A 25027-nucleotide genomic window follows, 5' to 3' on the forward strand; every position below is an offset into this window, starting at 1 on the left:
GCCCTAAGCTAAGTTTCAGCCCAAAGCATAAACAAATTTAACTAGATAGCTATAGCGGTTAGCTATTGGCTATAGAATGGGCTGCAACAGCATAGTGAAAGTATCTCGATAGGCAGAAGCCCCCCCCTGACTCAGCTTAATATAGTCATCGGTAAATTCATTACTCATGTCATTTGTAAAAGCATTGGCGTACGTGCAAAAAGGCAGCAGGCACACCAAAATGTGATTTTTCATTATAAAATCCTTCTATCTTGTTCTTTATATCTAAATTGTTATCGAGCAAGCCCGGTCTATAGCACAGGCTTAAACAGCACGGTAAAAGTATCTTTGTAACTACGAGTATCCACAGTTTTGGCCGCGATATTGTCATAGCTGACCTTCAATGAAAATGAGATGGAATCCCCTTTCCCCGGCACCTTAGTGGTACCATTATTTAGCGATAACTTCCCCTTGTCGACGACGTTGGGGACGTTACACTGGGGGCACTTAATTGAGTAGGGTATCTTGGTATCACCTAAGTTTGACTCTAGGTTAAAGTCTTGGCCTGCGGGGCTATGCGCGAAGGTGAGTTGCACCCCGTTGCTGAAGACACCTTTCACATTAATGCGATAGTCCGTGGTGCCAGACACGGTTTTATTGTCGACGTCGTATACGGCCGGCATATTACCATTGCCATTTACTATCACACTGGTGACCTTACTCTTTACATAACGAATCGAAAACGAAATCGATATGGGAAAGCTTCTATAAGTCAGGTTACCCGTAGCCGACTCATACAGGTATTGTGCCGTAACGGTCACGCTGCCGTGATAGGTCCCCGAAGGCAGCTTGGCACTTGCGAAGTCAGCGACCATATTAGGCAATTTAAAAATCGGCCTAAAAAACTGAAATGGTGTGTATTGATGCTTATCCTTGGTGACATAGCTGTCTTTGCCGATACAACGTGGATTATTGCCCACCAATAATAGACTGGATTGCGAATTCGACTGAGTATCACACGTGGGCACCGATGCCAGCACAAAAGGCTGGAGTTCAAACTTACTCGCCGCAGAACCAAGCTTATATTCCAAACCCGACACGTCGATAACCGTAGTCACCTTGTCTTGACCATGGCTGAGTACGACCTCTTTCGCCTGCCCTTTGGCGTACAGGCCAGGAACCCAAGACCGGGTCGGCTGGGTCTGTGCCAACTGCCAATAACTGGTGGTGATGTACTCGCCTTGGGTCTTACCATTGAGCCAATTGACGTGATCCACCTCCAAGACACCGGTAAGGCTAGCGGCTTGTGCAAGCTGGCACTGGCTGAGTATCAACAACAATATCACTCTTTTCATTACTCGTTTCATCTGCGAATATAACCCTGAGACTGACTGCACCATAATGGTTTTAACACTGCGTATCTGGCTTGTTGCCCTATCATGTTTCATCTACGAGTGTCACTTTTCGACTGACTGTTTCATCGTGATTTAAGAACTCGATGTCCAGTTTCTCACCCAGTAATAACGCCGGAACCTTATAGGTGAACTTACGTCCGGCCAACACCTTAAAGTCGGTTCGACATCCCTTGGCATTATCCAAAGAGTTACACCTGTCGATAATAGCTGTGACAAAAGTGTTGCCCGTGTTATTAACCGTAACCACATCGTTAGACAAGCTGGCATCTAATTCAACATGAGACTCGGTAGCTGGGATCACATAATAAGCGCTGAAGCCATAAACGAAATTCATCTTAGGATTATCTATATCTTCCTCACCCTCTACTGGAATAAACGACACCAGATAGTAGCTGTCTTTACTGCGATCGCAGCGTTCGCCGCACAATGTCTTCACCGAGAAATCTTTGGCCTCCTGGCCCCGCAATACCGCCTTAGTTGGATTGACAGTGATGTCCCAGGATAAAAAATTCTCCCGGGTATAGTCTTCTTCGACAAATTCACCATCGACTAAGGTGACTTTCTGTACTTTAGTCTTTATGTATAAATTGGATGAATCATTATTGAACAAGGTATACAGACCCGAGCCCGAATCATTCGCTACCAGAAACATATTACTCAAGCCGATCGCCGAAGCCGATGAGCACAATAATGAAGCCAGCATGAACAAACTAATTTTACGGTACATATTTATCACTCCGCCTTAGCGTAAGGAAGCGTATCTTTGTCGACTAAGGCATATTGTTTAAAGGCGCTGATCATATTAAATAGATCGGCAGTTAAATTTTTATCTGATTTAACAAATACATGAGTTACCTTGCCAAGTTTCTTCAACATGACATGGGTATCTAAATCCATTATTTTTTGTGAATAGCTATCGATAACATCTGTATCATTGAAACTACCGACATAGTAGAAGCTATTACCACTAGCAAACTCTGCTACCTCTATACCATATTGGTTTTCAACAAACTCAGGCATACAGAAGTTCTCCCCCAGGTTATTGCCATCACTGCGATTTTCCGGCAGGTAACACCTCTGATTATTGGCAATTAACTTATAAGGGTAACCCGCCTTAATTTTAAATTTGTAGACCCCATCGATAACCTCTTCAATGGCGACACAGCCCTCACCAACACACTTAACGTCGGCAACCGTTTGACCTTCGAGATCTTCAAATACTGAAATGTAATTCTCTACCTGGTATAACTGGCTATCGAGCTCGATCACTTGTCCAGGTCGGCTGCTCGCGGAGGTAAAACTGGTCACACCATTACTGTAGTCTGAAGCATCGGTATCTACAGCCACCGAGTAGTCATGATAATTTGGAGTGGCGATCACCTTACTCGTCCCATTCAACGGGATACCCACTGTACCTGCACCATCTTTCTTGAGCACAGCAACAGCATAAAGTTCATCGCCATTCTTGCTACTCTCCAGCTCTTTGTGGTTGTTAACTATGATATAAGACTGCTGCGCATCTCTGGTTGAATAAAGGCTATCGCCATCGAAAATCTGCGTCGATTGCAGTGAGCCATAAAGTCCAGTCTGACCATTGGAGTCAGTATTGACATCCAGTCCAGCGGACAAACTATCACTGTCATAACTGCTGTGCAGCGCCGCGTCATAATATTCGCCATCGTAAGCATCCATGGTAGCGCCTACCTCGCCATTGACAGTGATTCCATCCTTGTTGATGATATTATCTTGGGTGTAGGCGGTGCGATAGCTATAAAAATCGTTGCCATATTGACGGCCTGAAAAATTAGCCTGACCATTCATGCCCAGAGGCACAGTAACGTTAACCGCAACCGAATAGAGGTCGCTGTAGGGCATGCCACTCTCCATCCCCAAGGACACATCCAAAGACATGCTGTTATCGAAGAAATAGTTATAGCCGAGATTCACATTGTAATATTCATATAGCTTACCCGAATCGAAAACCTTACTCTGCTCGCCCTTATTGCCCGTCAAATAGAAATTACCGCCCAGCAAAGACTTATTATAATTTATCGAGGCATTCTTATAGCTTCTCAGACCATACCTGTAGTCCGCCAGTGAGTAGCTAAGTGCGTCAGCATCTAATTCTGTAGCGGAATTATATTGGCTGTAATCCAGGTTTAATCCATAGAACGACACGCCGAAAGAGTAGTATTTGCTAGCATCATCGAAGAAGCTCACCAAGGCTCTGGTATCTAGGTTATCGCTAAACTGGTAGCTGGCCGCCAGTTTGGCATTGAAATCATCGCGGGTATTCATAAAACTCAGTCCCAGGAGCAAACCTTGGGTAAGCTGAGTGCTAACATCTGACTCGAAGAACCAGCTATTTTCCAGCTCAAGTTCCGGCGCTGTAATACCAGTAAACTTTGACTGAAATACATCCCCTCTCAGCGGATCAAGGTGATAAATATCCATCTTTTGGCTAAGGAATTGGTTGACCAGTTTAGAGCGAGAGCGCTCGGTATTGAGGCCTAAGTCACCACTAAAACGGCCTGAGTCATCATAATTACCCGTGTCACCATAGGGCTCATTGAGATTAAGGTCCAGATCGTCCAGCTTACCCAGAGTGAACATATAGTCTAAGGTACCTACCTCAGAGGCACTGGTTAAGTTATAGATTTTCATGGATAAGTCACTGACCACACCATCGGCGCCGTACAACTTGATTTTAACGTTATATATGCCGTTTGGTAGACGGGAATAAACAATATGATTTTGACCAATTTTGACCTTATCACCGACTATTACTTTGTTATCGCGCAGGATTTCGTAACGACCATTGATCGGTGATGAGAAATATAACCGCCTCTCACTGGCCTCATCTTTCTTACGTAATTCGCTGGTCGAGCCGAAACTTATTGCCGTGGCGAATAGGCTGGAGTCATCTTGTAAAAATGCCGTGCTGCTCCAGTAATAATCGCTGCGATCGCTCAGATAACCGACTCTGAATCGATTGTTGTTAAATAAATAATTATAACTGAGTTCATCCAGACTCAGATCTAGGACACTGAAACCTGAATCACTTACATCATGACTGTTATTACTCACATCGAAATTGGCATAGAGATAACCCGCCCCAAGTCCCAATGTCGATTCATTGCTGTAGTTAAAACTAAAATCTGAATCTGTATATTTACTGGCATATAGCGAATTTGTTACTATTAATGCAGGCTTACCTCTCTCTTGTGATATATATTTACCAGAGGTTGTTTGCTGGTATAAATTGGCGGCTGCAACAACTTTAACGAATTGGCTATCTAATCCATAGATATAATCCACGTTCTCAGGGTTGAGTTCACACTGCAAGGCTCTACCACTGCAGTCTGGGCTGCTTTGTACTCCATGGATAAGATCTTTGGCTATCTCAGCAGCTAACTTGGCATTGATATTTCCAGAAGAGATCAATTCAGTCACTTTTTTCTGCTCAGCTTGATCCAACCAGAATGTTTCAACAGTCCCCAAACCAGAGACTAAGATATGCTTATCATTGAAAATCAAGTTAACTTTCACTGGTTTTTTTACGAAGAACTCATTGAAACCTGCAGGCACGCTCTGTTCAGCCGCAGCAGCTTGATTATATAATGCACTGATCATTTGGATGCCACACGCAGCGGGGAATACCAAGCAAATGGTCATTAAACTCGATTTATTTATATAGGACATCACAGGCTTAAACCTATTACTAGTGTGACTTCTCCGGAACAATTCAGACCCCTTTTATCAATGGTATCACTGGACATTATTAATACCCTTTTATCCCACAAGAAGTTATCGTTATCAGAATACTGAAATGAGTCCACGTCAACCGAATTTAATGGCGCGGTAAACGCATTGCCATCGAGTTGTAGAGTCATAAAATTTTCAATTTTTTGTGCGCTGCTACCAGACATTGGCTTACAGGTAGAGATGTTTTTAACTAGCGTTACCTGGTACATAAATGCTTTGGTTTTGGGGATATCTGTCTTAACAACCACATCAAACCGTTCATCGTTAAATTTACTGTTATCTTGGTCAAATGTGAGTATTCGATTATCCGGCGTGATATAAAAATCCGTGATTTTATATCCACTAAAATTTACCATCTCTATCGAGGTACTAGGATTAAAAGTTATCAATTCGCTGGATTGGACAGACCAACAAGAAAGAATTAACGCCAACAAAGTAAACTTCATGTTTTGCTCATTAATTATTATAATGAGGTGGAGTAATAACTCCACCTCAACCAAAATATTACTCACTCACTTTTTAATAAACTTTAAACCACAGTTGAAGCCAAAATAATAGCTTTAACTTGAATGTCTGTATTTGTATCTATCTCATCAGTGATTGGCGTGGCGTTAGACACTGTAATTGATAGAGCATTCGTAGCATCTGTAAAAGTCGCATTTTGTGGCTTCGACACACCGCCGACGAAGAATTCCATTGACTTAGGAACTTCAGCTAAACTCACTGTTGTACCTGGTGCATAAATATCTCCACCCAAAATTTCCCAGTTAACTGAATCTTTTGCCATCAAGCCACCAACCTGAGGGTTTTTAGGATCAGTAGTATCATATGAATGGGCCTCTACAATTATCGGAGTAGACCCAAAAGTTGCATGAGATGTTACATTATTCAAGAAACCGCTTGAGATTTCAGTCGCGCTATTAAGACCTGTAAGTATCATATCTGTCGTTGAAACATTGACTTGAACTACACCTCTCCAAAGTAGACTGGCTTGAGCTTCATCCGTAGTAGCTGCAGAAGCACCAAACGTAGCCGCCATAGTTGTGATTAACAATGCAGCAGACAGTCCATTACGTGTAAATGTTTTCATATTATATTTAACTCTTAAATTGTGGGGTTCCTAAATTCGGTTCCCCTATAATTGATATCTAGGTTTGTCCTAGGTTGTCTTAAGGTTTGTCCCCGAAAATGCTTGATAGCAAATATCGGTTTCCCCTAAGGCCTAAACAAGATAGCAATAGCTTTCACCACCAATCAAGCCCATCTAGAACCAATTACAACAACTCACAACAAAGAACGAAAAACAATATAAAACAAGAGGTTAAAAAACATAATTATTCATAAGAGACCAGCAATTACATGGAAAACGGTATACGTTAAATACTCGTGTGAATTTCAAGCAGATTTTATAGCTTAAAAAATACTAGCGGTGATGTTGAGATGTTATTAAGGTTCGGCTAAGCATTACTTATTTAGCTATGGAGGCTTAATTGAGTCAATTGAGCCTCCCTTTTGCCGTTAGCATGATCTGAACGCTCAATATGGTTTTGGATAAAGTGGCAACATGGGTACATCTAGACATTGTGATATGTCAGTTAAAACAGCAGTCAAATGACGTCATCAATTACTAGCCTTACTCAATCAAGCTAAAGCTGAGTGTCTATAGATATTATAAAAAGGCTATGTTCCATAATACTGTTGTCTCCCATAAGCGGATAACAGTATTTTCTGTTTATCTAGCTTTGCGCTGTTTTCCTTAAACCAGGCTAGATAATGTGATAAATATTTTGTTGCCACACCCTTCATACTTCCGTTTATCCAAGCCTTAAAATTTTCTATTGCACCATTGACTGTCTGAATATGATAGATATTCTCCATCACTCTGATTTTATTATTTATCAAACGCTTATGGTCACATCCCTTCTGTGCGGCTATCTTCACATATGCCCGTGAGCCGTCACTGCAAAGTACTGAGTTTTCTTCTATATTGTCTATCAGATTAATCGCTATCTCTGAAGACGTATCAGCAGATAAAATCGGCGCTATCATATGTTTACTGCGGTCAATGGAAAGTAGTATCGCAACTTGTCCTTTCTTAGTTCGTTTATCAATATCACCACCTCGATTTCTGGCTTTTTGCCGGTAACTCAGTGTTTTACTCCCTTTTTCTGAGTAGGCGAGAAAGAATTCATCAACTTCGATAATGCCCGATAAGTTGTCATCATTTTTACCCGCTTGAGCCTGAAGAAATCGATGGCGCCATAAAAAAGCGGTCTTAAGGTTAATGTCACAGATTTTAGCGGCTTGTCTCAGTGTTAACCTTAACTGCATACAGTGAGCATACGCTTGCCAAATGTGGCTCTTGTGCAGTCTCGCTAGCGGGGTTTTAGTCTTATTGTTAAATGTTTTACTACAGTTATTACAGCGGTATCTTTGTATTCCCCCTGCTTTGCCCCATTTTTTAAACTGAGTTGAATCGCAGTGTGGACATTGTGATTTCGCATCAAAAAGGGGCTGAATAAGTTCATCGATAGAGATTTCTGAATCTAATGCTTGAATTGACTGGTGAACAATCTCTCTCTGGGCTGGAGTCATAGAGATAAGTGCTTTGGTTAGCTGGTTAAGTTTACTCACAAATAGTTTTGCTTTCATTTCCTTTACCCTCAATCAGTTAGCCTCACTCATTAAGTATAGACAACATTTCCCTACAACAGCGCCTATAAAAAACACGAGAAACTATTTAGGTATATAGAAGGGGGGTCGGCAACTCACACGTAAAGCCCACAAACCTGGTGGTGATAAAACTTCAGTGGGCGGGCTAAAGGTGAAAGCATGCTTGTTGCTAGAGATAGGAACAAGCAAGTGTTTGATGAGTGCCAGGAGCAAGCAGGTACGGATACATTATTAGACTTACTGAAAAATAGAATTAAAGAAGATTCTGTTAGTTGTAGCGATGGCTTTCTTTTATATTCAAAACGTTTAATGCATACCATAATCGACTGCACCTGTGGATGGCGATTGCGATAATACAAAATAAGCCTGTTATTTAGATAGACTCGATCCATTCAACGAAAGCAACCGTATTCATTGGTTGCCCAAAGAGATAACCTTGACAGATATTGACGCCTAAAGCTTGGAGGTGATCTTTTTGCTCTATCGACTCAACCCCCTCAGCAACGATGTCTAGGCCTAAACTGTTAGCTAATGCGATAATCGCATTTAACACCGCAGTCGATGTGTCATTGACTATGGTATCGATAAATTGCTTATCTATCTTTAAACTGCTGAGGCCTAACTCCTGTAAGTAGAGGAAGCAACCATAGCCGGTACCGGCATCATCTAAGCTGGCAAGGATATCTATTCGATAGAAGGCCTGTAGATAAATGCGAGCCCCAAGTAAGTCGTCAATAGGTAACCGCTCGGTGATCTCCAGCTTTATCTGTGACTGACGAATAATCCCCATGTGGATTCGCTGCATGAGAAAATCGAACAACCTATCACTCTGCAGGTGCGCTGGCACTATATTAATACTCAAATACAGCTCATTTCTCGTAAGCTTGCTGGCATTTGCTATCGTCACTAAGGCCTTATCCAAAATCTGCTCAGTAATTTCGATAATGGTACCGGTTTGCTCTGCAACACCGATAAAATCTTTAGGTGGTATGATGCTAGCATCTTCAGCCAACAGACGTACCAGTAGCTCGGCACCCACAATTTTCCCGGTGATACTATCGACGATAGGCTGCAGGAAAGGCACAAATGCATTACGCGCCAATCCATCTACAATGAGTCTATAGGTAGAGTTGAAATCATATTCCACATCAGGCTGCACCACAGCTTGTACTAATGTGTCACCATCGGAGACGGGATATAACTCACCAAATAATGTATCTTCACTTAGAGTCTTCATACTTTCCATCTTATCCTCACTAATTAAAATTATGCCAGCCATAACCATACCGACTTGTCGTCTACTTAGTACGCCAAGCCGTTCAATAACCAAGCAACGTCATATCAGAAGTAAACATAATCACCAGTGTATTTAGGTGTCAAAACAGTGCAAATAAAAAAAGGTAAAATAATCTCACAGACAAAAAATGAGAAGCTAGCGGAATAAAATAGACACTCAATTAATCACTATATGCCACCAAGCTTGAATCCCCTCCGCCAATAAAAACCTACAATATATCCAACAAAAAACAACACCTTGCAAAAACACTTTGTTGTTGGATATACATCATGACTTTTAACGTTACCCAAGCACCTCGACAGTGTCTAGAAAACGAGGGGCTTACCTGTCGACGCATTCATCGAACTGTTTCTAAACAGCCAAAGAGTGAAGAAGCGAAGTCAGTTGCAACATAGCGCTGTATACCAAAGTATCAAAGCCTCTCGACCCTGTAGCAGATTCTGTTTGAGGCCTTCTATTTTAGCCTGTTAACATCGCCTTTATACTTCATCAGTCTTAGCACTGGTTAGCTATGCCGCCCTTTATTCCTTTTGGCTTCTAGCCCTTTGAGGCCGTAAACTCCCACGGACGACTTTAATTCGATTTTTCATCTATAGCGAGGTTTGATCAACTACGCCCTAAAATGGAGATCCTAAAGCTATGTAGACCTAACCATATTCTATCGGTGTGGTGTTATTTTGATTTACCTGTGACATATGACTACTGCATTCATATATCCCTAAACGACTCACGGGAAGTAAATGACGCCGCCCTCTGTAATCACTGGGAATAAGCTGATTTTCAATGCAAAAAGGGCAACTCACCTGAAACTTAAGATAAGTATAAATACGTTGCTCTGACGAGCCAAAAAAGACTTTATCGCAGTTGTGGCAATAAAGTTTAAGGATATGTTCAAACATAATGGCCTCTAAAATAAATACACATAATTTACAGCTCTATTATTACAACAAAAACCTTATACAAAAGCCTTACACAAAAGGCTTACAGCTATCTCCTCTTTGGGCGATGAGTAACGCTACCTCTATCGATTATAATGGCGCTTTACTCAAAGGCCTTTAGCTGCTTAACGCTCTTTTTAGCCTGAAGTCAGTAGCAACCGAGATCTAAGTCTGTTCCTGTAGCTTAAGTTTAATCAGTAATTCATCTATGACGTCTATGGACAATGGTTTGAATAAATAGGCATGGCATAGGCTTCGCTTACTCAAAATACTACTTCTATTTCTTTTGCCTTCTTTAGACGTCATCATAGCAATGGGAATTGGCGCTTTATCTGTGTCATTAGCATTTGCTTCTATGTGTCTAATTTCATTTAAGGCGTATGTACCGTCGAAAAATGGCATGACCATATCTAAACAGATAAGCGCATAGGGGACATTTTCTTGTATTGAGGTCTTAAAACGCTCTATTGCCTCGCGACCATTAACCACCAGATCAACGTCAAAGCCAAATGAGCTGAAAATATCCTTATTCACCCTTCTTGAGATCGGATCATCATCCGCTATCAATATTCGCTTTTTTGTCATTTTATCTATTTCCAACTGTAATTCATGTTGCCAGGGTCAACATACTAGTCTCGCCCACCCCTGCGCCAAAATAAAAAGATATGAATCATGTTAAATTAGCTTTATCGATACAATGTATACGATTGATTCAAATGTACATATTAAACATATAGTCAGTGCTAACGTTAATACTTCGGCTCTAGGCGTCTTTGCGTGGAATGATTAATTTGCTGCAAACTTGTGTTACTCTCAATCACGATACAAAAAGATATTTTTCATGTTCGCTACTCCTTCTAGTTCACTCTATATTACTGAAGAACTATTAGGGTTATCAGATGTAAAAGTGCTCGATGTAGTTTTACGTTTGAAGCTTTGAAAATCAGTCACTTAAAACCAACCCAACGTAGAGTGACGCGCATATAATAACGAGGAAAATGGAGTGGAGACTGGTCATTTAGGCAGGTTTTATTCTGATCAAGCACAGCCGAACATCTGAAGGGCTACGTTACCTGTGTTGTGATAAGCCATGATCCATAAATACAAAATGCATTATCTGGATGTTGAATCACAGCGGCATCAATCTATTTGTTGGAAGCACATTCCCCTTTAATGGCCCTTTCTGGGGGGATTGGTATATGTTGATCATCTATAATGTCACTATCACCGGACCCACGGAAAGTCAGTGCTACTCTCAGGTGAAAGGCGCTGTGTATTTCAACTTCTAAGTCGTCTCATACATTGGCCTACTCCTCGAATGAAATGTTTTAATTCATCATTCCAGCTTTTTTTCGCTTCGTTAAGCAAAGTCCGTCAAGCCTTTCCTCGACGAGTCTGACGATTGCCGCCATGCCCACTCCACGGCTGAAGGGTGTATTTCAGGGTGGCTACCATGACATTAAATGGATTTGATGTGCTAATGATAGTGCGTGTTATTTTCCTTGATCCACCATCGAGAGGGCTATACACAAAATGAAAGGACAGATGCAATAACATACCGTGTTTACCGACAGATATATGGCCTATAAAACCCTTATTACTGAACAACCTCCAGACTCATGACATACTTACAAACCTGTTATGTAAGAGAATTAAGCGACTAATAAGGTTAATGGTAATCTGGTCTGATGGCTCCGGACACCTTGATTGTGGATAATCAATCGAGGTGAACATGAATACGAACGTCAATATCGAACTTATACCAAACAATTCAAAGAAGAAGCCATCGGCTTAATCACTGAGCAGGGCTACACAGTCCCACAAGCCGCAGATGACGAGTGTCGTCAAACCTGCTTTATACCTGGAAACAGAAGACTGAAGAGCTAGAGACCTCAACCGTGAGTTCAGATGAAAAAGCAGAGTTATTAGCACTTCGAAAAGAGGTCAAGCAACCGCGGGTGGAGAAAAAAATTTAAAAAGGCCAGTGTCTTCTTTGCGAGATAAATGAAGTGACATTCCGGTTTATTCGAGAGCACTGTCCTCGATTCCCGATAAAAATGCTTTGTAATGTTCTGCAAGTGAGTCGCTGTGCATTTTATGATTTCTTAGCCTGGCCCGCTAAAATTATTAGTGAACGAGAGCTTGATTTATGCCGAACCGCAAAACGTCTTTTAAGCGTAGCCGAAGCAGTTTAGGTTCTCGTCAGCTTGTCTAGAAACTCCGCCTAAAAGGCTTAAGTATCGGTCGTTACCGTACTCGTAGCATCATGCGAAAGCTCGGCCTAGAGGTCCCCATCGTCAAGTTTACAAGGTAACGACGAAGCGTAAACACAGTGATGGCGTTGTAGATAACCTACTGAATCAGAAACTTAATCCTACGCAGGCTAATCAGGTTTGGGCTGGTGATGGACTTACATTCCAGACGCATAGTGGGTTGGCCAATATCAAAATCCATAACCGTCAGCTTAGTTAAGCGGGCATTACAAATGGCACTAACGCTACGAAGCTAGTAAGAGGAGTCATGCTTTATAGTGACGTAGGCTCACAATACACCAGTAAGCAGTATCAAAAGCTGTTGAGTAAGCATGGAATCGTAGCTTCGATGAGCAGTGTCGGAGCCTGTTTAGACAAGGCTGTTGTTAAACGTTTCTTTGGAAGCTTGAAGCATGGATGGCGAGCATATTCTTGATAGGCTGATAGCACTTAATAGAGGTGAACAGTTACGCTAAGCGTTACAGCCTTGCTAGTTTCAACAAGCGTTAAATGAGGATTCATTGAGCAGTATTGGTACTTGGTTAGATTGCTAAGTACCAAAGACTCTTTGGATAAAAAAGGGATCTGAGTCTGAGGGGGGCATTAAGTTTAAATTCGGCATCTTAATTCCACGCCGTTACCTTCTGGATCTTGGATATAAATAGAGTTCCCTAGACCTTGTGCACCATATCGACTTGCAAACTCACCCACTTCGATTCCATTTTTAGTAAGGTGATTAATAATCTCTTGTTCTGGCATGGGCTTAATTTGCAGACAAAAATGATCGACATTTCTTGCTGTTTTCCTTGGTGCACCGCCTCCAATAGCACCAAGCTTGCTATTAACAACCACTAAATCAATCAGTGCATTTCCCGCTCTAAGTTGAGTAAGACCCGTTTCTTTCAACGTCTCTCGCTCAATTGTGCAGCTTAATACCTTAGTATAAAACTCAAGCATTTCATCCAACTTGCTTGTTCTTAAAACGATGTGATCTATTGCTAGCACTTCCAACATTGATAGACTCCTTCTAAACATTTAGTGCCCAAGTTCAAGCAAGATATGCCGCCGCCAACCGTGAACTAGTTGATGCGACAAACTCTTGCCTTCTTCCCGTTTTAGGCAAAAAGAATGCTGTCTCCACAAACAGTACACTATTGAAGATACGGGGCAAGATAAATGGGTAACTCTGGGATACAAGAAATGCAATCAAGCTTCATCCTAAGCTAGCTCAAAAAGCGCTTTTCCATTGTTCTGTGTCGATGAACCATCGTTCTTCAACGATCTTGTTGGCTTCAAACTTGAACAAGACTGAAAGCTGAGAGCTGGCGACTTTATTGGACTTCCACTCAAGAATGGAGACGACTTCACTCTCTCCCTCTATTTGACGCAAGTCGGTAATTTCAAAACCTGGTGGGAGAATATCCCCAAGACCATCCAAAGCCGAACGAAATGCATCACGCCCTTCTAAGACATCGGCTTGCCCCGGCATAATGAATCTCATACCTGGTGCATAGTCAGCGACTAAGGTATCGAAGTCTCCAGCGTCTACGGCTTCCCACCCAGCTTTCACTATTTGCGCTAAACTCATTAGTTTGCTTCCTATAGTATTTGGTATCACCTAACTATAGAAGTTATCGACTAATCTTGTGCAGCCACTCTCCTTAGGCCTATTCACTTACTAGCAGTCACTTACTAGCAGTCACTTTATCGCTGCCAATAATACCTAGCTAATAATACCGGGCTAATAAGCCAACATCCCATATAAAACATCATTTAGCATCATTGGGGTTTGCGTTCTTAAGCTCAGACACCTTAATCACATCAGTAAGCTCGGCTTCCAAGTCTTCAATGCGCTTACGACGGTTAAAGCCTGTGGCCACCTTCAAGCAAGATATTTGACGATTCCTTAAAAAACAAAGTGAAAGCGCTAACACCACCAGCATCAATCTAATGGTGGTGAACTCAAGGAGTGATAAGCAGTAAACCTGTAAATCTTGATAATTTACATTCCTATTCCCTAAAAAACTTAAACCATATACACGAGCATAGAAATTAACATTAAAACGGCTAAATATTACTTATCACACTGATTAACATAAGTATTAACTGATACATTTAACTAACAGATGTTTCAGAGATTAAACTCATTTGAAAACTTGGGTTTGTTGTATTGTTGAGTCAATTATACTGGCTAATTTACCCCTTGCTTATGTTAATAAACGAAGATATATTCGCCGAATATAATAACGTAAACCAATTATAATTAAGGGGAATGATTATGATGGCATTAATATTTTGTCTGTACTTGATCACTATGGTCTTGGCAATAAAAGGCAAACGAAACTTGGCATTCTATGGCTTTGGTGTATCTCTTGTAGTGAGTCTCTTCTGGTTCTCACACCATGCAACCGACACTCTTTCAATTTTACTATAGGACGCTCAGATGAATAAATCATTATCGCGACAACTCAATGCGCTTGGTGCTATAGCCGTATCTTTGGTGCTAGCATTTGCTTTCTATTCTCAATTTGTTGCAGGTGAACTACCTTGTCCCTTGTGCCTACTTCAAAGGGTTGGTTTTGTTGCAGTCATGTTTGGCCTGCTATGTAACGTTGTTTATGGTCCAAGAACCTCACATTACGGCATAATGCTATTCGGTGCATTATTCGGCGCTGCGGTAGCCCTCAGACAAGTTTCACTGCATGTCATCCCGGGAACACCTTTCTATGGTGATCCATTCCTCTCTTTCCACTTCTATACTTGGGCATTTATCACTTTCGCAGTGATCATATTAGGCACAGCAGTTATGCTGTCGTTTTCCTCTCAGTATAAAGAAGTGAAGCACCAGACACTGGGTGAAATGCCTTTGCTGAGTAAACTTGCTGTCGGCATAGTACTCTTAGTGACTCTGATGAACGTATTAAGTACCTTCGCAGAATGTGGTCCATTTGAATGTCCTGCTGATCCAGTGCAGTACTGGCTATTTAGCTAAATCGACTCAAATAAAAAAACGGACATGGCCTTGGCCCTGTCCGTTTTTTTATGCCCTCAATCGACTCATACCAGCTACTAAAAGCGAATGCTTTTGAATCCAGTGAAGCTAGTTAGCTGCGTAATTATCACTCACATCCTTATTTATCTGCCACATAATCCTGCTCAATATTGTTCTGCTTTTCCCTCGACCAATATCCAGCTAACAAGGCACCAGACAAGTTATGCCAGATAGAAAATATCGCTGCTGGTAGCGCCACTGCGGGGCTGAAAAACTTGATGCATAACGCGGTGGCTAATCCGGAGTTTTGCAGGCCGACTTCGATAGATATGGTCTTACAGATCTTATGATTGAACCCTAATAAGCGGCAACAGGTATAACCCAATATGAGTCCTAAGCTGTTATGTAACACTACTGCGACTAATATGATTGGACCTATTTTATCGAACTGCTCCGCATTTAACGCCACGATAATAGTGATGGCCATCACTATGGCCAGTATCGACACCAGTGGCAATATCGGCGTAATTTTACTGATATGAGAACGGAATAAGTGATTAACTAGCACACCTACGGCAACAGGTATTAGCACAATTTTGACCAAGCTTATTAGCATTGCCCCCAGTGGAATATCTATCATCTGCCCCAGAAGTAAATTAATAATCAATGGTGTGAGTAACACACCTGCCAGGGTGGAAAGTGCGGTCATGGTGATCGACAATGCCACATCGCCTTTTGCCAGATAACAGACCACGTTTGAAGCTGTGCCACCGGCGACGCTGCCCACCAGCACCATACCGATAACCATGTCACGATCTAACCCCAAGGCTAAACTGATAAGCAGTGCACTCATGGGCATGATGCTAAATTGCAGCATTAGACCAAGCAACACGGCGCGCTTCTGCTTAAGCGCCCTAGAAAAGTCATCCAAGCTAAGGGTTAACCCCATCGAAAGCATGATAATGATCAGCAAGGGCACAATTAAGAATTTAAGATCGGTAAACCACTGGGGCATTACATAGGCTGTTACTGCGCCGACAAGGGCCAAAACAGGGAAAAAACGGTTTATATTTTCTAGCATAACACCTCTTTAAAACTTGCTTTGATGATCGGCTACCGGGTTCAAGCCATAAGTAGTGACAGCGAGTCACTCTAGAAACAATCTCACATTATTCGCCACAAACCTAGAACTTAGCTTAAGGACTATCTAATGTAAGTCACAGCTGCTTCGAGTAACGACACCAGCGCCTAAGGCTATTAGTTAAATTCGAATGTTAACTTCCCATAGAAATAACCCAATACTGTATCAAGATTTAATTTTGTTGCACACACAACATAAGTGGAGTAACCTTAACTTTGTTGCATGAGCAACAAAAAAATATAGAGTTTGCTAATAGGCCAACAAATATTCGCTAAACTCGTGATGAAACTAAATGAACCATTGGGTGATAAACGAATATGAAAGATAAGATTTACAAATACATTAGTTATTTAATATTGACTGTCACTGTGTTTTTTTCAGTATTTTTAATTGTTTCTGACAATATAGCGCCATTCACGACGCAAGCGAGTGTACACAAAAATGTCGCTATTATTGCTGCCGAAGTGTCGGGGTTAGTGACTCATATAAGCGTTGATAACGGTCAAAGGGTGAATAAAGGACAACTCCTCTTTAGCATAGATCAGACTAGTTATCGTATTGCAGTCAACGAGGCTGAAGCCGAGCTGCATCAAGCTGAAGAAAATGACTCAGCAAGATGGCAAGAGTTGGCGATAACCAAGCAGTCACGACTCCAACGCCAAGCTGAGAAAGATAATTTTCTTCATAAATTAACACGTTACCAATCCTTGTTAAAAAGTGGATTAATCACCCAAGAAGAACTTGATGATATCCAGCTGTCTTATTCGATTTCACTGAGCGCAGTTGTCGCTGCCGATGCTGAAGTCTTAAGGGTTTCAGCTGAACTTGCCCAAGAAAAAGACAGCGCAGCTATTGAGCTTGCAAGAGCCAAGCTAGATCAGAAAAAGCGCGATCTTGTTCATACCAATATAGTGTCCCAAGTGGATGGTTCTGTGAGTAACTTGCAGCTTGAAGTTGGCACTTACCTTAGTGCAGGTGATATTGGTTTATTTTTGGTTAACGAAAGTCATGCTTGGATTAACGCTGATTTTAACGAGAAAGGGGTGAATTATTTACACACAGATGCTGAAGTCCTACTGGTGTTTGATGCATTACCTGGCGAAATTTTTCGCGGTAACATCATCAATCAAGATCGCGCTATTTATGACGCATCAAGTGTCGGGAGTAAGTTGTCGGACGTCACCAACAGTGATCGCTGGATCCGTGAGCAACAAAAAATTCGTACGCGCATTTATATTAAAGAGCTAGATCCAAAGTTGATTTCAGGTTCCAGAGCCACAGTTATGGTGTTAAATGGCAATGGTATTATTGATTCCTTTGCCATGAGTTGGATGAAGCTCATCAGTTATTTTCGCTATATCTATTAAGCAGGTGACCTATGTTTAAGACACCATCTCAGCGAAACGAGGCCATCAGGATCACCCTAGCCATTACATTATGTATGTTAATGGGACAGGTCCTTAATTTTGATTCCAGCATATATCTGGCTCTGTATCCTACAATAGCTATGACTAAGGTAAAGGACTACTCTTGGTCAGGGTTATTTAAAACCTTTTCCCCAACATTTATATCGGCTTGTGTGGCTTTGTGGGTTGCCGAAGTTTTTCAATCCCATCCATTTATTATTTGGACTGTCAGCCTGCTGTTTATCAATTATATGCGTAAAAGAGCCGATACTCCGGCTAAAGTGGGCGCATCGATCATGCCTATTTTCAACTGGGTGCTGATTGTTATTTTCTCACAATTTAGTACACAAGGTATGCCGGACCGTATTGGGGAGATTCTACTGTCGATGGTCATCACCTCCTGCATCGCTAAAGGCTTGGTGACACTTTTCCCTGTGCAGGAGAAAGGTCAAGCACCCATTTTAAAAAGGGTCAAAGTGACTCATAAACAAGGTGTGGTCGCTATGGTCTTAATTGGAGGCGGCATTGCTGTATTGATGAACATAGATTTACTTTCAGCCACATTTTGTATGGTGCCTGTGATTGCTGCGGCAACTCAAGTCAATCGTCAGCGCTATTTGGAGGTTATCTCTCAACGCTTTGTCACCCAAATAGGTGGCTGTATGATCGCCGTGCTGATAAGCATAGTACTCGCAGGTAACCAAACTATTTTAAGCTATTATGCCTTGATCTTGGGATCGACCATTTTTGCGATCGCAACAGCCATGGTGAAGTCATCAAAGGTAGACAGAGATATTCACAGTGATGCTATGTTAGCCACTGTTTTACCAATACAACTCTATTTAGGGACATCTAGCTTTGGATTAGAGAGTATCTTACTTAGAGCATGGGAACTTGCAGTGACTTTAGGTATATTGTTCCTAGTTTTTCAGTTAACTAGATTTAGAGAGAATCATGTCCAAAGGAGCCAACTTGATACCTGAGTTCGACACCAGTGCTTCATTTATGATGGGCTTAGCTTATAAGCAATTTAGAACCATATCTAATCAAGCTTTATCATCAAAACTGGATATTAGCATCGAGATGTTGGGCGCGCTCAGAGTGTTAGCTCATCATGGTGAATTGCCGCAACAGGGGCTTGCCGAAGGGCTGCAGCGTGAACGAAGTGCCACCAAACGCTTAGTTGATAACTGCATTAAACGGGGCTTGATTGAGGCTCACAGAAGTGAAACGAATAAAAAAGCTAAGTATTTAGTGATCACAGAAAAAGGGCTTAAGATAAAAAATGAAGCCGATGAGATAGTAACCGAAATTATCGAGCAATTTTTTGCCCCACTCACACTCGAAGAGCGCAGTTCTCTATTAAATTTGTGCCGAAAATTAATTAAAGACGATGTATATCTCGGTGGATATTAACTGGATAATTACTTGTTGAGTTTTATATTCTAAACCTCTCCCTCGTCAGCTAAAACAATTAGGCATGTCTTAGCATTTGTCTTAGCTGTTGTTAGTTGTGTATGACATCAATTTAGGCCAGCACGACTGAAAAGGCGCTCAGCCATACTAGCTGCGCGCCATAGGAGACGCGCTGATACACACCCGCATTGTCTCTATTTTTAAAAGCTTTAGCTAAAGCAACCAGATAGTAAGTCGCCACTATCATTGAAACCAAAGAAAACACTCTAAACTCTGTTGAGATAAGCGCTGTTGTTGGGCTAATAGCTACCAGAATAGGGGCAATGAGCAATGACAACAAGATGATAAACCCCGCCCATGAGTGGACTTTACAAGCAAATGTCGGCTGTTTGTTATATGGATCGGCATCCATGGGAAAGTAACCCGCGACCCAAGTGCCTATACCATGAGCGATAATCAGTAAACCTGAAAGATTAATCAAAATAGATACGTCATCTAGCTGGACTAGATACCAGCCAAAGAAACAAAACAAGAAGCCCAATGGATAATTATTAATTAACGGTGACAGTTTCTGGGTTGGGCTACCACTGGCGCCTAACTCACTGCAAAACTGTTTCGAATGAGAGTAATTTGGATAACACCTTGCCGCAATCAACACCCCAAAGAAAATCCAAACCGTGGCGATTAAACCTGAATATACCGCAATAACGTCAAACAAATTTCAACTCCTTTTGCGCTGTTATGCCCTACTTGGCTATATGCTCATTAGCTATATGCTCATAAGCTATGCCCAGCTTAGTTGTACCCAGCTTAATTGGACTCAGCTTAATTGAGCTTAGCTATTCACTTGCATATGATACTCAAACTCATCTTCACCGGTAATGATAAAGCCAAGCCTTTGATATAATTTAAGTGCAGGATTATCTTTTAACACGGTCAGCTCAACAGCCTTATTCTTAGCCTTAGTTAGCACTTGCTGCATCACTTTTTTTCCTAGCCCTTGGCCTTGAAAATCAGGGTGAATTTGTATCTGCATGATCTCAACGATGCCGTCATCCTCTAGGTACTTTACGTGCCAATGGTTTCGCTGTTGAAAATGATTAAATGTGAACAGGCATAGGCATCATCTAAACGACTCTCATGCTCTGCATCAGACAAAAATTGACCTGAGTTTTCGAGATGTTCAAGCATAGTCAATTTACGTAAACTCAATAAATATGCTCTATCGTCTTGTGTGGCAGGAATAAACTCAAAACTCATTAATGACCTCATTAAACTGGCATATAGAACTTATATATAAGAACTGGCATATAAGACACTGGCATATAAGATAGGGATGCAGTTAGCACCACAGCTAGGTGACTACAATCAGTACATCGGCTTCAAAATTTCACACTAGCATGCTAGTGGCATAAAAATCGCAGCAAAAGCGTTTAATTTCTGTCAAGGATTAAGACAGGGAGAAATGTTCCAATACATCAATTAATCTTGCCCTCTCTTCCTCTTTAATCCACTCTTGTGAAAATAGAAAAACGACAGATTCTGACAAGGTAATTTGATGCAAGTTGCTCACTCTATTTAGTAATAATTTTCTACAAGATGCTTCAAGCACCTCACTAGACGCCGCTCCGACAAAACCAACATGGATACAAGGTTTATCTGTCTCATCTTCATGTAGCCAATGGCATTGAAGCTGTACGTTAGAGATTAACTGATTAAATACAGCGCCGGATAACTCATGCTGCTTCTTCAAAATCCAGCTAAGTGAAATAAGATTATGCCCCCAAAAACCAGGATTGCTGAGGCAGTCTTTTAATATCTTATATTTATCTGGAGTGTCATCCTCAACAAAGCCTTGCTCGACAGGATAGTCCATTGAGTTGTTGCCGTAGAAGGTCGATGTGACGAACTCACAGAACCTCTCGATAAACCTCAGTCCTTGCACCTCATTTTCTACCAGCTCCCAGGACTCTTTAAAGGCAAATAAAATAGTGATGTTGTGGCCAAGATATTGGTTACTCTCTAGGCACTGCTCTAGATAATAATCAAAAATATCAGCAGCCTGAGCACTCTGAAACCACTCCTGCATAGTAAAGTAGGAATGTGGATATATGCCGTGAGATAAAATCCAATGACGCCGTTGAGTATTAGTGTCAAAAGGAATGACATTCGAGGTCAATATCCCACAGCTGAACTCAGGTTCCTGAAGACAGACTAAATTGTCGATTTTAGCCCACTCTTCACTTGTCCAATCGAATCTTTGTTTCAATGCTCGGCTAGCAAGAAAACATTTAATCGCGTGCTGCTGATGAATCGCCGCAATCCTTGTTAAGGCATCGTCAAATAACATCGAATCCTCAGTAAAATATTTGTTTGATTTATATCCAGATTACACATACTAACCATATGATTCAATTATTTATTAATCACTGATTTTTCGATGTATTGCCAGCATGCCTTAAATTATTTTATAAGTTAACGGCTAAGTTCAGGGCCCTTTTAGGCTAAGGACAATCATGTTCCAAAACTGCTTGAGTTATACCAATTGGTATTAGAATCTGATCGGAGAGACTTCTTACATTTAGGAGGTTTATTGCGGCAATAACCAAGCGGTTCCATATGATGAGACAGTTCATTTTTTCGGCATGTGGATTGTGAGCGACAACACAGGAGAGAGCTTACAAATTGCTAAGGACTGGCATGGTAATATTCTTATGCCATTAAAGGGTGCTTCTCAGCCAAAAGGACCAGTAATGGCTGAGAAGCATATCCACCTATTGGAGCAGTTAAATCAATAGACAGATGTTGGTGCATACCAAAGCAAATCGTGTCACTTTGATATTTTAGAATTTAAACTAAAAACCAGTGCAAAGTAACTCACCTTACGGACAGGTAGACAAACTAAAAATGTAAATACACTCCAATGGAGCTCGGTAAATATAAGACTACCAAGCCTTATACGGTCACTCTCCATCTTGGAAATGCTTTTCTACACTGTGAATGGCAAGCCAGGCTTAACTAGGCTAAACCTAAAGAGTAACAGCTGACAAACTAACAGCAGGAAGAGTGATGGATTACCATTTAGCAGATTTGAGTTGTGATATCTTAATCGGCATAGTCAATGAGCACTTGCGCCTCACCTGTGTAGACCAACAGGCACTGTTTTATGATCTGGATATCTCCCCTGAGCAGCTTGAAAAGAAGCTGAGTGATGGGGGCTTTATTTACGACTCCGTCAGCAATCAATACCGAGAGATTAAATAAAACCTTTAGATGTAACACTGAACCCTAGGCATACTTATTTAATTCACTCTGTTTAGTTTACTCTGAGCTGCTCAACAAGCCCTTTCCAGCTCATGATCAGCTCTTGGATTTTTTCTTAGTGAAACGTCGCTTCTTAAAGCTACTTTTCGGCGCCTTTACGCCTTGTAAAGCTGTCGGTAGCTGTGAACCAGCCTGAGTTATCAAGTGGCTCAGAGAGTCGATGAGTGGGGTCATAAAACTTTGATACTTAGCTTCTTTGCGACTGATGGCATCGAGATTACTTTCCCACAATGCGGTCATATCAGGCGTAGTGGCACTCAAAGGCAGGCTGTTAATCAGCCCCCTACCTACCTCGGTGGCTATAATAGTTTTGCCCTGTCTACTGAGGAAGGTGCGCTTAAACAGCAATTCTATGATCCCAGCTCGAGTCGCTTCGGTGCCCAGCCCATCGGTATCTTTCAATATTTTTCGGATCTCAGGATCCGTCACATAACGATTAATTCCAGTCATAGCACCAAGTAGAGTGGCATCGGTAAAATGTTTAGCTGGCTGGGTCTGTTTCTCGATTAACTCGCCAGCACCAGAATGCAAAGACTGACCCTTCTTCAGCGCTGGCAATTTCTGCTGTGACTCATCATCGTCTTCCTTGCCAGTGCTCGCGCTATTTGTATTAGCAGTATTATTTCGCGTAAATAGCTGCTTCCACCCCTGCGCCCTTTCCTGCTTCGCCTTAGTCTTGAAGTGACCGCCCTCGATCAACACATGAACCTCAGTTTCGCTATAGAGATAAGGCGGATAGAACTGGGCAAGATATTGACGAGCCACTTGCAGGTAGATTTGCCTCTCCCAAGCACTCAGACTGGAGAGATTGACTCGTTTTTCTGTGGGTATGATGGCATGGTGAGCATCGACCTTGCTGTCGTTCCAGGCCTTAGATTTTATCTTAGGATCTGGTTTATCGCTGTTCTCGACTAACTCGCCAGCCCCTGATAGCACCGCACCTATGACTTGAGGGGCTTGGGAAAACTGTTCCGCTGGCAGGTAACGACTGTCAGATCTGGGATAAGTGATCAACTTATGTCGCTCATAAAGCGTCTGACAGGTGTCGAGCACCTCTTTGGCGCTCATACCATATCGCTTGGCTGCATCTATCTGCAGCGAAGACAGGCTATAAGGGAGAGGCGCATTTTGCTGCTTATCTTTAGCAATAACCTGAGTAACCTGTGCCGGTTTATCACTAATGCGATCCACGACATTTTGTGCCAGACCTTTAGATAAGACTCTGCCTTCTTCATCCATATAAGGTTGGCAGGCTTCACTGGGCTGCCACTTGGCTCTGAACGCCTCATTTTTCTCTGTATTGAGATTGGCCTGAACCTCATAGAAAGACTTAGAAACAAAGTTAGCTATCTCTTCATCCCGGCGAACCACTAAGCCTAACAAGGGAGTCTGTACTCGCCCTACAGATAACACGCCCTGATATCCCACCTTACGACCTTGCAGGGTATAGGCTCTGGTCATATTCAGACCATAGAGCCAATCGGCACGAGAACGGGCTAAGGCAGAAGTAGACAGGGGAATGAATTCTCGATTACTGCGCATCTGCCCCAATGCACGTTTCACCGCCTGAGGATTGAGATCGCTGATCAGCAGGCGCTGTGTATTATTGAGTTTTTCGCCCTTGACGCCCAAATGAGAGATCACTTCATCGACTAATAGCTGCCCCTCCCTGTCGGGATCGCCAGCATTAACCAGTTGAGTGGCTTTTTTGACTAAGCCCCTAAGTACGGTTAATTGACTACGGGTCTTAGGTTTAGCCTTCATCTTCCACTTTTCAGGGATAATGGGCAGATGCTCAAACTTCCACGACTTATATGCCGCATCGTAGCTATCGGGCTCTGCCTGCTCCAACAGATGACCGATACACCAGGAAACACAATCACCATTAGCCGCCATGATATGACCGTCACCCTTTTTATGGGGCTTAGGTAGCACATCAGCTATGGCTCGACCAAGGGAAGGTTTTTCTGCGATATAAAGAATCATATGTGGAACTCGGACTACTGTATAAATTACCAGTAACTTTAGCCTAAAGTGACACTAGCTGCAATAATTGCTTGCAATAGCACACAGTTAAAGCAGATTAGTTTGCAAAATCAGTTGAGAATGATTATCATTTGACTATAGTCTAGGTAATAACAAGCTTATAAAGGAGGTTCATCATGATTGCATCGACCACGGAAACTGGCAACAGCCTAGATAGACTACTCCTGTATAATTTCCTTATGGTGACCGCGGTAGCCCTATTGATCACACCATTGCTAACCGACAATAAGCTCTTCGAGTTGATGCTATTGATAACCATGCAAATAGCCTTAACCTGCATCAGCACTCTCATTGGATTGAGCATGGGACATACTGTAACTAAACGTGGGGCTAGTCTACTCTTCGCCATCTGGATGCTAGTCTGGTGTGTTCATTTAGCATAA

The 25027-nt window shown here is 41.9% G+C and carries 24 protein-coding genes and 1 pseudogene; 8 read left to right on the forward strand and 17 right to left on the reverse strand.

Annotated features, from left to right (window positions below):
- Positions 1 to 69: 69 nt before the first annotated feature.
- The 9 genes from SVI_RS21520 to SVI_RS20780 all read right to left on the reverse strand — a co-directional run bounded on the left by SVI_RS21520 (position 70) and on the right by SVI_RS20780 (position 10652).
- Positions 70 to 234 carry a hypothetical protein gene (locus SVI_RS21520; RefSeq protein ID WP_013052113.1) on the reverse strand — a complete coding sequence of 55 codons (165 nt, stop codon included), beginning with the start codon at positions 232 to 234 and terminating at the stop codon, positions 70 to 72.
- 56 nt (positions 235 to 290) lie between these two features.
- Positions 291 to 1334: a hypothetical protein gene (locus SVI_RS13415; protein ID WP_157608705.1), complete on the reverse strand. Its 1044-nt coding sequence runs from the start codon at positions 1332 to 1334 to the stop codon at positions 291 to 293.
- A gap of 82 nt (positions 1335 to 1416) precedes the next feature.
- Positions 1417 to 2121 carry a hypothetical protein gene (locus SVI_RS13420; RefSeq protein ID WP_041419948.1) on the reverse strand — a complete coding sequence of 235 codons (705 nt, stop codon included), beginning with the start codon at positions 2119 to 2121 and terminating at the stop codon, positions 1417 to 1419.
- Between the two features lie 5 nt (positions 2122 to 2126).
- On the reverse strand, positions 2127 to 5027 hold the full coding sequence (locus SVI_RS13425; protein WP_041419949.1) for a CS1-pili formation C-terminal domain-containing protein: 2901 nt from the start codon (positions 5025 to 5027) through the stop codon (positions 2127 to 2129).
- Between the two features lie 68 nt (positions 5028 to 5095).
- On the reverse strand, positions 5096 to 5605 hold the full coding sequence (locus SVI_RS13430) for a hypothetical protein (RefSeq protein WP_041419950.1): 510 nt from the start codon (positions 5603 to 5605) through the stop codon (positions 5096 to 5098).
- A gap of 83 nt (positions 5606 to 5688) precedes the next feature.
- Positions 5689 to 6249, reverse strand: coding sequence for a hypothetical protein (locus SVI_RS13435; RefSeq protein ID WP_013052118.1), 561 nt, complete (start codon positions 6247 to 6249; stop codon positions 5689 to 5691).
- Between the two features lie 590 nt (positions 6250 to 6839).
- Complete coding sequence (locus tag SVI_RS13440) at positions 6840 to 7811, reverse strand: IS1595 family transposase (protein ID WP_041419951.1); 972 nt, start codon at positions 7809 to 7811, stop codon at positions 6840 to 6842.
- Between the two features lie 394 nt (positions 7812 to 8205).
- The gene (locus SVI_RS13445; protein ID WP_172634439.1) at positions 8206 to 9069 is read right to left on the reverse strand and encodes an EAL domain-containing protein; all 864 of its coding nucleotides are present in this window, start codon (positions 9067 to 9069) and stop codon (positions 8206 to 8208) included.
- A 1163-nt stretch (positions 9070 to 10232) separates the two neighbouring features.
- A complete protein-coding gene (locus SVI_RS20780; protein WP_049791103.1) occupies positions 10233 to 10652 on the reverse strand; it encodes a response regulator in 420 nt (139 codons plus the stop codon).
- Positions 10653 to 11780: 1128 nt separating this feature from the next.
- Here SVI_RS20780 and SVI_RS21910 point away from each other — a divergent pair.
- Positions 11781 to 12740, forward strand: a pseudogene (locus SVI_RS21910) (IS3 family transposase); the annotation flags it as partial.
- Positions 12741 to 12928: 188 nt separating this feature from the next.
- Here SVI_RS21910 and SVI_RS13460 read toward each other — a convergent pair.
- Both SVI_RS13460 and SVI_RS13465 read right to left on the reverse strand, forming a co-directional pair.
- Entirely contained in the window at positions 12929 to 13333 is a 405-nt protein-coding gene (locus tag SVI_RS13460; protein ID WP_041419952.1) for a VOC family protein, read from the reverse strand.
- Positions 13334 to 13547: 214 nt separating this feature from the next.
- Positions 13548 to 13907, reverse strand: coding sequence for a nuclear transport factor 2 family protein (locus tag SVI_RS13465; RefSeq protein ID WP_013052127.1), 360 nt, complete (start codon positions 13905 to 13907; stop codon positions 13548 to 13550).
- Positions 13908 to 14597: 690 nt separating this feature from the next.
- On the opposite strand from SVI_RS13465, the gene SVI_RS21700 reads away from it, so the two are divergent.
- Together SVI_RS21700 and SVI_RS13475 are read left to right on the forward strand one after the other, a co-directional pair.
- Positions 14598 to 14753, forward strand: a complete 156-nt coding sequence (locus tag SVI_RS21700) for a DUF5993 family protein (RefSeq protein WP_041419953.1) — start codon at positions 14598 to 14600, stop codon at positions 14751 to 14753.
- Between the two features lie 9 nt (positions 14754 to 14762).
- Positions 14763 to 15311 carry a disulfide bond formation protein B gene (locus tag SVI_RS13475; protein ID WP_013052129.1) on the forward strand — a complete coding sequence of 183 codons (549 nt, stop codon included), beginning with the start codon at positions 14763 to 14765 and terminating at the stop codon, positions 15309 to 15311.
- A 139-nt stretch (positions 15312 to 15450) separates the two neighbouring features.
- On the opposite strand, the gene SVI_RS13480 is transcribed toward SVI_RS13475, so the two are convergent.
- A complete protein-coding gene (locus SVI_RS13480) occupies positions 15451 to 16392 on the reverse strand; it encodes a bile acid:sodium symporter family protein (protein ID WP_013052130.1) in 942 nt (313 codons plus the stop codon).
- A gap of 377 nt (positions 16393 to 16769) precedes the next feature.
- Here SVI_RS13480 and SVI_RS13485 point away from each other — a divergent pair, with 377 nt between their 5' ends.
- The 3 genes from SVI_RS13485 to SVI_RS13495 are packed head-to-tail and all read left to right on the forward strand — an operon-like array spanning position 16770 to position 19274.
- On the forward strand, positions 16770 to 17819 hold the full coding sequence (locus tag SVI_RS13485; RefSeq protein WP_013052131.1) for an HlyD family secretion protein: 1050 nt from the start codon (positions 16770 to 16772) through the stop codon (positions 17817 to 17819).
- An 11-nt stretch (positions 17820 to 17830) separates the two neighbouring features.
- Complete coding sequence (locus SVI_RS13490; RefSeq protein ID WP_013052132.1) at positions 17831 to 18841, forward strand: DUF2955 domain-containing protein; 1011 nt, start codon at positions 17831 to 17833, stop codon at positions 18839 to 18841.
- A complete protein-coding gene (locus SVI_RS13495) occupies positions 18813 to 19274 on the forward strand; it encodes a MarR family winged helix-turn-helix transcriptional regulator (protein ID WP_041419954.1) in 462 nt (153 codons plus the stop codon). Before SVI_RS13490 ends, SVI_RS13495 begins: the two co-directional genes overlap by 29 nt.
- A gap of 112 nt (positions 19275 to 19386) precedes the next feature.
- Here SVI_RS13495 and SVI_RS13500 read toward each other — a convergent pair whose 3' ends face one another.
- From SVI_RS13500 to SVI_RS13510, 4 genes are all read right to left on the reverse strand, one after another.
- Positions 19387 to 19992 carry a DUF998 domain-containing protein gene (locus tag SVI_RS13500; protein WP_013052134.1) on the reverse strand — a complete coding sequence of 202 codons (606 nt, stop codon included), beginning with the start codon at positions 19990 to 19992 and terminating at the stop codon, positions 19387 to 19389.
- Positions 19993 to 20109: 117 nt separating this feature from the next.
- Positions 20110 to 20310, reverse strand: a complete 201-nt coding sequence (locus SVI_RS21915; RefSeq protein WP_013052135.1) for a GNAT family N-acetyltransferase — start codon at positions 20308 to 20310, stop codon at positions 20110 to 20112.
- Between the two features lie 32 nt (positions 20311 to 20342).
- Positions 20343 to 20534, reverse strand: coding sequence for a hypothetical protein (locus SVI_RS21920; protein WP_231847724.1), 192 nt, complete (start codon positions 20532 to 20534; stop codon positions 20343 to 20345).
- Positions 20535 to 20724: 190 nt separating this feature from the next.
- Positions 20725 to 21624, reverse strand: a complete 900-nt coding sequence (locus SVI_RS13510) for a hypothetical protein (RefSeq protein ID WP_013052137.1) — start codon at positions 21622 to 21624, stop codon at positions 20725 to 20727.
- 719 nt (positions 21625 to 22343) lie between these two features.
- Here SVI_RS13510 and SVI_RS13515 point away from each other — a divergent pair.
- Positions 22344 to 22538, forward strand: a complete 195-nt coding sequence (locus SVI_RS13515) for a DUF4250 domain-containing protein (RefSeq protein WP_041419955.1) — start codon at positions 22344 to 22346, stop codon at positions 22536 to 22538.
- A 96-nt stretch (positions 22539 to 22634) separates the two neighbouring features.
- Here the strand turns inward: SVI_RS13515 and SVI_RS13520 are convergent, their stop codons facing one another.
- The gene (locus SVI_RS13520) at positions 22635 to 24584 is read right to left on the reverse strand and encodes a DNA topoisomerase III (protein ID WP_013052140.1); all 1950 of its coding nucleotides are present in this window, start codon (positions 24582 to 24584) and stop codon (positions 22635 to 22637) included.
- Between the two features lie 176 nt (positions 24585 to 24760).
- On the opposite strand from SVI_RS13520, the gene SVI_RS13525 reads away from it, so the two are divergent.
- The gene (locus SVI_RS13525) at positions 24761 to 25027 is read left to right on the forward strand and encodes a hypothetical protein (protein ID WP_013052141.1); all 267 of its coding nucleotides are present in this window, start codon (positions 24761 to 24763) and stop codon (positions 25025 to 25027) included.

The organism is Shewanella violacea DSS12, from assembly GCF_000091325.1.
Lineage (GTDB): Bacteria > Pseudomonadota > Gammaproteobacteria > Enterobacterales > Shewanellaceae > Shewanella > Shewanella violacea.

Excerpts from the sequence above, each read along its gene's own strand:
- SVI_RS13425 (WP_041419949.1), bottom strand. The coding sequence starts at position 5,027 with ATGATCAGTGCATTATATAATCAAGCTGCTGCGGCTGAACAGAGCGTG.
- SVI_RS13490 (WP_013052132.1), top strand. The coding sequence starts at position 17,831 with ATGTTTAAGACACCATCTCAGCGAAACGAGGCCATCAGGATCACCCTA.
- SVI_RS13435 (WP_013052118.1), bottom strand. The coding sequence starts at position 6,249 with ATGAAAACATTTACACGTAATGGACTGTCTGCTGCATTGTTAATCACA.
- SVI_RS13495 (WP_041419954.1), top strand. The coding sequence starts at position 18,813 with ATGTCCAAAGGAGCCAACTTGATACCTGAGTTCGACACCAGTGCTTCA.
- SVI_RS13415 (WP_157608705.1), bottom strand. The coding sequence starts at position 1,334 with ATGAAAAGAGTGATATTGTTGTTGATACTCAGCCAGTGCCAGCTTGCA.
- SVI_RS13440 (WP_041419951.1), bottom strand. The coding sequence starts at position 7,811 with ATGAAAGCAAAACTATTTGTGAGTAAACTTAACCAGCTAACCAAAGCA.
- SVI_RS21915 (WP_013052135.1), bottom strand. The coding sequence starts at position 20,310 with ATGCAGATACAAATTCACCCTGATTTTCAAGGCCAAGGGCTAGGAAAA.
- SVI_RS13480 (WP_013052130.1), bottom strand. The coding sequence starts at position 16,392 with ATGCTAGAAAATATAAACCGTTTTTTCCCTGTTTTGGCCCTTGTCGGC.
- SVI_RS21520 (WP_013052113.1), bottom strand. The coding sequence starts at position 234 with ATGAAAAATCACATTTTGGTGTGCCTGCTGCCTTTTTGCACGTACGCC.
- SVI_RS13515 (WP_041419955.1), top strand. The coding sequence starts at position 22,344 with ATGGATTACCATTTAGCAGATTTGAGTTGTGATATCTTAATCGGCATA.
- SVI_RS13525 (WP_013052141.1), top strand. The coding sequence starts at position 24,761 with ATGATTGCATCGACCACGGAAACTGGCAACAGCCTAGATAGACTACTC.
- SVI_RS13420 (WP_041419948.1), bottom strand. The coding sequence starts at position 2,121 with ATGTACCGTAAAATTAGTTTGTTCATGCTGGCTTCATTATTGTGCTCA.
- SVI_RS13485 (WP_013052131.1), top strand. The coding sequence starts at position 16,770 with ATGAAAGATAAGATTTACAAATACATTAGTTATTTAATATTGACTGTC.
- SVI_RS13430 (WP_041419950.1), bottom strand. The coding sequence starts at position 5,605 with ATGAAGTTTACTTTGTTGGCGTTAATTCTTTCTTGTTGGTCTGTCCAA.
- SVI_RS13475 (WP_013052129.1), top strand. The coding sequence starts at position 14,763 with ATGAATAAATCATTATCGCGACAACTCAATGCGCTTGGTGCTATAGCC.
- SVI_RS13460 (WP_041419952.1), bottom strand. The coding sequence starts at position 13,333 with ATGTTGGAAGTGCTAGCAATAGATCACATCGTTTTAAGAACAAGCAAG.
- SVI_RS13465 (WP_013052127.1), bottom strand. The coding sequence starts at position 13,907 with ATGAGTTTAGCGCAAATAGTGAAAGCTGGGTGGGAAGCCGTAGACGCT.
- SVI_RS21700 (WP_041419953.1), top strand. The coding sequence starts at position 14,598 with ATGATGGCATTAATATTTTGTCTGTACTTGATCACTATGGTCTTGGCA.
- SVI_RS13520 (WP_013052140.1), bottom strand. The coding sequence starts at position 24,584 with ATGATTCTTTATATCGCAGAAAAACCTTCCCTTGGTCGAGCCATAGCT.
- SVI_RS21920 (WP_231847724.1), bottom strand. The coding sequence starts at position 20,534 with ATGAGTTTTGAGTTTATTCCTGCCACACAAGACGATAGAGCATATTTA.
- SVI_RS20780 (WP_049791103.1), bottom strand. The coding sequence starts at position 10,652 with ATGACAAAAAAGCGAATATTGATAGCGGATGATGATCCGATCTCAAGA.
- SVI_RS13445 (WP_172634439.1), bottom strand. The coding sequence starts at position 9,069 with ATGAAGACTCTAAGTGAAGATACATTATTTGGTGAGTTATATCCCGTC.
- SVI_RS13510 (WP_013052137.1), bottom strand. The coding sequence starts at position 21,624 with ATGTTATTTGACGATGCCTTAACAAGGATTGCGGCGATTCATCAGCAG.